This window comes from Streptomyces triticirhizae, from assembly GCF_003696235.1.
Lineage (GTDB): Bacteria > Actinomycetota > Actinomycetes > Streptomycetales > Streptomycetaceae > Streptomyces > Streptomyces triticirhizae.
The window spans coordinates 1-4,778 of record NZ_RFFJ01000307.1; the positions used below are offsets into that span (position 1 = coordinate 1).

Below are 4,778 nucleotides of genomic sequence, written 5' to 3' on the forward strand. Positions count from 1 at the left end.
CAAAAGACGCGGCAGTCGTGGCGGCCGGCCCACCGGCTTCGACAAGACGATCTACAAGCGGAGGAACGAAGTGGAGCGAACGATCAATGCCCTCAAGAACTTCCGCGCAGTGGCCACGAGGTTCGACGAACGCGCCTACGTCTTCCTTGGCACCGTCACCGCTGCCTCGATCCGACTCTGGCTCCGCTCATGATCCGCCGGACACGGCCTAGTCCCGGGGGCGTAGTGCGGGGGTTGTGGGGCTGGGCGCACGGGCGTATCGGGCGTGTGCGCTCCTGCTGGGGGATAACGCGAAGACTAGCCAGTGGGCCGATGAAAAGGGCAGGTCAGGGGAGGGAACCTGGGTTCGCCGCCGCCCGCAGTGGGCCGCGTCGAGACACCCGAACTCCCGCGAGGAGGCCCTCCATGGGCACGCCAGATGTTCGTTCCGCCCGTTCCCGTCGCTCCTTCCGGCCGCCCGGGTGGCCGCCCCGGCGGGGGCGGGGGGTGGCGTGGGCGCTGCTGGGGCTGTGGCTGGCCGCGGTGGTCCTGGCGTTGCCCTTCGCCGGGCGGCTGGGGGAGTCCGTCGAGGACGAGGGCGTGGAGTACCTCCCGGCCAGCGCCGAGTCCACGGAGGTGGCCCGGCTGACGGAGCTGCTGCCCGGCGGGGACACCACGGACCTGCTGCTGGTCGCGCGGCGGGCCGGCGGGCTCACCGAGGAGGACCGCGCGCTGGTCGAGGAGTCGCTGGCCGTGATCGCCGGACGGTACGAGCTGGCGTCCGGCTTCCCGGACGCGGTCGGGGTCGTCTCCGAGGACGGGGCGACGGCGCTCCATCCGTTCGCACTGGACGAGTTGGGCGAGGAGGAGCAGGCCGAAGCGGTCGGCGGGATCAGGGAGTTGATCGCCGACCCGCCCGAGGGGCTGACGCTGGCGCTGGGCGGCCCGGGGGCGCTGGGCGTGGACGCGGAGGCGGTCTTCGAGTCCATCGACGTCACGCTGATGCTCGCCACCGCCGGCATCGTGGCCGTGCTGCTGGTGATCACCTACCGCAGCCCGCTGCTGTGGCTGTTGCCGCTGGTCGCCGTCGGGGTGGCGGCGGTCGCGGCGATGGCGGTGGTCCACGGGCTTGTCCAGCTGTTCGACCTGACGGTCACCACCATGTCCAGCTCGATCACGACGGTGCTGATCTTCGGCGCCGGCACGGACTACGCGCTGCTGCTGGTCGCGCGGTACCGGGAGGAGCTGCGCCGGCTGCCGGGCGCGGGCGAGGCGATGGTGGCGGCGCTGCGCGGCTGCGGCCCGGCGCTGCTGGCCTCATCGGGGACGGTCGCGCTGGGGCTGCTCTGCCTCACGGTGGCCGACCTCAACAGCAGCAGCGGCCTGGGCCCGGTGGGCGCCGTGGGCGTGCTCTGCGCCCTGGCCGTTATGGTCACGCTGCTGCCGGCGCTGCTGGTGCTGTGCGGGCGCGGCGTCTTCTGGCCGCTGGTGCCGCGCCACGGCCAGGCGCGACCGGCCGAGGGCGGCTCGTTCTTCGCCCGGCTCGGCTCCTCGATCAGCCGCCGCCCGGTCGCGGTCCTCGTCGGGGGCACGCTGCTGCTGGGCGCGCTGTCCCTGGGCGCGTTCCGGCTGCCGGGCCCCCTGGGCGAGCAGGACAACTTCACATCGACGCCCGACTCGGTGCCGGCGATGGAGCTGGTGGCCGACGCGTTCCCCGAGCGCAGTGGCCAGCCGATCACCGTGCTGGCCGACGCGGAGCGGGCGGACGCCGTGGTGTCGGCCGCGCTGGATGTGGAGGGGGTCGCCGAGGCGGAGCCGGGCCGCGAGGGCGGCGGCTGGCGCGAGATCCGTGTCCACGCCATCGACCCGCCGGAGTCGGCGGGGGAGCAGCGCACCGTGACCGCCCTGCGGGAACGGCTCGCGGAGCTGCCGGAGGCGCGGGCCCTGGTCGGCGGCCCGACGGCCGAGTCGATGGATCTGGCGACCACCAGCGCCCGGGACCAACTGCTGGTCATACCCCTGGTGTTGGGGGTGGTGCTGCTGGTGCTGGCGGCGCTGTTGCGCGGCCTGGTCGCGCCGGTGTTGCTGCTGGCCGCCGTGGTCGCCTCCTGGGGCGCGGCCATGGGACTGGGCGGGCTGTTCTTCGGTCCGGTGTTCGGCTTCGAGGGGCTGGACGCCCAGGTGCCGCTGCTGTCCTTCGTCTTCTGCGTGGCCCTCGGCGTGGACTACGGCATCTTCCTGATGCACCGGATGCGCGAGGAGGCCCTGGGCGGGGCCACCACCCGGCGGGCCGCGCTGGGCGCGCTGCGGACCACCGGCGGGGTGATCGCCTCGGCGGGCGTGGTGCTGGCGGCCACGTTCTGCGTGCTGGCCACCATGCCGATGGTGGTCATGGCGGAGATGGGCTTCGTGGTGGCGGTGGGGGTGTTGCTGGACACGTTCCTGGTCCGCACCTACCTGGTCACGTCGGCCAGTTGGCTGCTGGATCGGCGGGTGTGGTGGCCGGGGCCGCTCTCCCGGCGTCCGGTGGCGACGCTGGTGCACGGGCCGGGCGGGTCGGAGGGGCGCCTCGCGTCGGTTGGGGGCGGCGCACCGGTCGCGTCGGTCGGGGGCGAAGCCTCCACCGGGTCGGGCGGGGTGGTCGAGGGGGCGCCGGCTTCGCGGGGCCCGGCCCCCGCCGGGCCGGCGCGGGGAGGCGATGCCGGATGATGGGCGGGTGAGCGTTGTGGTCTCAGCGGTTCGCCGGCGCCTTCCCGAAGTCCCCGCGCGGCTCGGGGCGTTCGAGGTCGACGCCCTGCTGGCCCTGGCGCTGGCCCTGGGCTGCGGCGCCATCGCCCTGCTGCTGCCGCACGACGGCAGGACGGTGGACGGGTTCGCGCTGGCGCTGCTGGTCGGGGTGACGGTTCCGCTGGCCTGGCGGCGGCGGGCGCCGCTGGCGGCGCTGCTGGTCTCGCTCGCCTTCACCGCCGCCTTCCACCGGCTGGACTACCAGCACGTCGCCCCGTTCGCCGCGACCGCCGTCGGCGCCTACACGGTGGCCGCCGCCGGCCCCCGGCGGCGCACCCTCCTGCTGGCCGGCGGGGTGCTGCTGGTGGTGCTGGTCGTCTGGTACGGCAACGGCGGCGGCTCGGCGTTGAAGCTGCTGCGGATCTCCGGCTGGCTGCTCTGCGTTCTCGCCGTCGGGGAGACGGTGCGGCTGCACCGCCGGCTGTTGGCCGCCGCCAGGGAGCGGGCCGAACGGGCCGAACGCACCCGCGAGGAGGAGGCCGCCCGCCGGGTCGCCGAGGAGCGGCTGCGGATCGCCAGGGACCTGCACGACCTGCTGGCACACAGCATCACCGTGATCGGCGTGCGCGCCTCGGTGGCCGCCCATCTCCTGTCCGTGGCGCCCAGGGCCCGGGTCGACCTGCCGACGGTGGCCGACACGCTGGACGGCATAGCCGACGTCTGCCGCGACGCCCGCGCCGAACTCCGCTACACCCTGCGGGGGTTGCGGGGCGACGAGCCCGAGCCCGCCGGGCCGCCGCCCGGCGTGGCCGGCATCCCCGACCTGGTCAGGGCCGCCGAAGGCGCCGGCGCCTCGGTGGAGTTGACCATGAAGCCCGACCTCGGGCCGCTGCCGGGGCTGGTCGGCGCCGCCGCCTACCGCATCGTCCAGGAGGCGCTCACCAACGCCGTCCACCACGCGGGGCCCGGGGCGCGGATAGCGGTCGCGCTGCGGCGGACCGACGACGCCCTCCGGCTGACCGTCGCCGACGACGGCCCGGGCCCCGGCCCCCGCCCGCCCCGCGCGCCGGGCACCGGGCTCGGCCTGACGGGGATGCGGGAGCGCGCCCGGGGCGTCGGCGGGAGCCTCACCGCCGGGCCCCGCCCCTCGGGCGGCCCCGGCTTCGAGGTCGCCGCCGAACTGCCCCTGGAGGGAAGCCCGTTGTGACAGCGCCACCCGAGCGGCCGGCCACGCCGGCCACGCCGGCCGCCCCCGATATCAGGGTGATCCTCGCCGACGACCAGCACCTGGTGCGCTCCGCCTTCGCCATGCTCATCTCGGCCACACCCGGGATGGCGGTGGTCGGCGAGGCCGGCACCGGGCGCGCCGTGGTGGAGCTGGCCCGGCGCACGCCGGCCGACGTGGTGGTGATGGACATCCGGATGCCCGATCTCGACGGCATCGAGGCGACGCGGCTGATCGCCGCCGACGAACAGCTCGCCGGCCTGCGGGTGTTGGTGTTGACGACCTATGACACCGACGACCATGTGGTCTCCGCGCTGCGCGCCGGCGCCTCCGGCTTCCTGGTCAAGGACACCAGGCCGGCCGACCTGCTCACCGCCATCCACACCGTCGCCGGCGGCGAGGCCCTGCTGTCCCCCGGCCCGACGGCCCGCCTGATCGCCCGCGCCCTGCGGACCCCCGAGACCCCGCCCCCGCCACCCGCCGCCCTCGACCGGCTCACCGACCGCGAACGCCAGGTCCTCACCCTGGTCGGCCGTGGCCTGAACAACGCGGAGATAGCCGAGCGGCTCCGGCTCTCGCCCCTGACCGCCAAGACCCATGTCAGCCGGGTGATGGGCAAGCTGGCCGCGAGGGATCGCGCCCAACTGGTCATCGCCGCCTACGAGTCGGGCCTCATCACCCCGGGGGCCGGGGCCGAACCCGCCTGAGGGTGGGGCCGGCGAGGGGCCGCCGGCCCTTCGCCGCGGCCTTCGCGCCCACCCGGTTCTTGGCCTCGGCCGTGGCCCGGGGGCCGGCCCGGACGGCTCGGGCCGCCGGGCCACGCGGGGCGCCGCGTTATCGCGCGGAG

General features: G+C 75.6%; 3 protein-coding genes and 1 pseudogene. All 4 read left to right on the forward strand.

What is annotated here, in order from left to right:
* Positions 1 to 193 (forward strand): annotated as a pseudogene (locus EBN88_RS28675) (IS5/IS1182 family transposase); the annotation flags it as partial.
* Positions 194 to 405: 212 nt separating this feature from the next.
* On the forward strand, positions 406 to 2,688 hold the full coding sequence (locus EBN88_RS28680) for an MMPL family transporter (RefSeq protein WP_122399926.1): 2,283 nt from the start codon (positions 406 to 408) through the stop codon (positions 2,686 to 2,688).
* A gap of 7 nt (positions 2,689 to 2,695) precedes the next feature.
* Positions 2,696 to 3,913, forward strand: a complete 1,218-nt coding sequence (locus EBN88_RS28685) for a sensor histidine kinase (protein WP_233581076.1) — start codon at positions 2,696 to 2,698, stop codon at positions 3,911 to 3,913.
* Positions 3,910 to 4,638, forward strand: a complete 729-nt coding sequence (locus EBN88_RS28690) for a response regulator (protein ID WP_267902614.1) — start codon at positions 3,910 to 3,912, stop codon at positions 4,636 to 4,638. The genes EBN88_RS28685 and EBN88_RS28690 overlap by 4 nt, the downstream gene beginning before the upstream one ends.
* Positions 4,639 to 4,778: the final 140 nt, after the last annotated feature.

What these genes read in the sequence shown, in the direction of transcription:
- EBN88_RS28680 (WP_122399926.1), top strand. Translation starts at nt 406, where the DNA reads ATGGGCACGCCAGATGTTCGTTCCGCCCGTTCCCGTCGCTCCTTCCGG.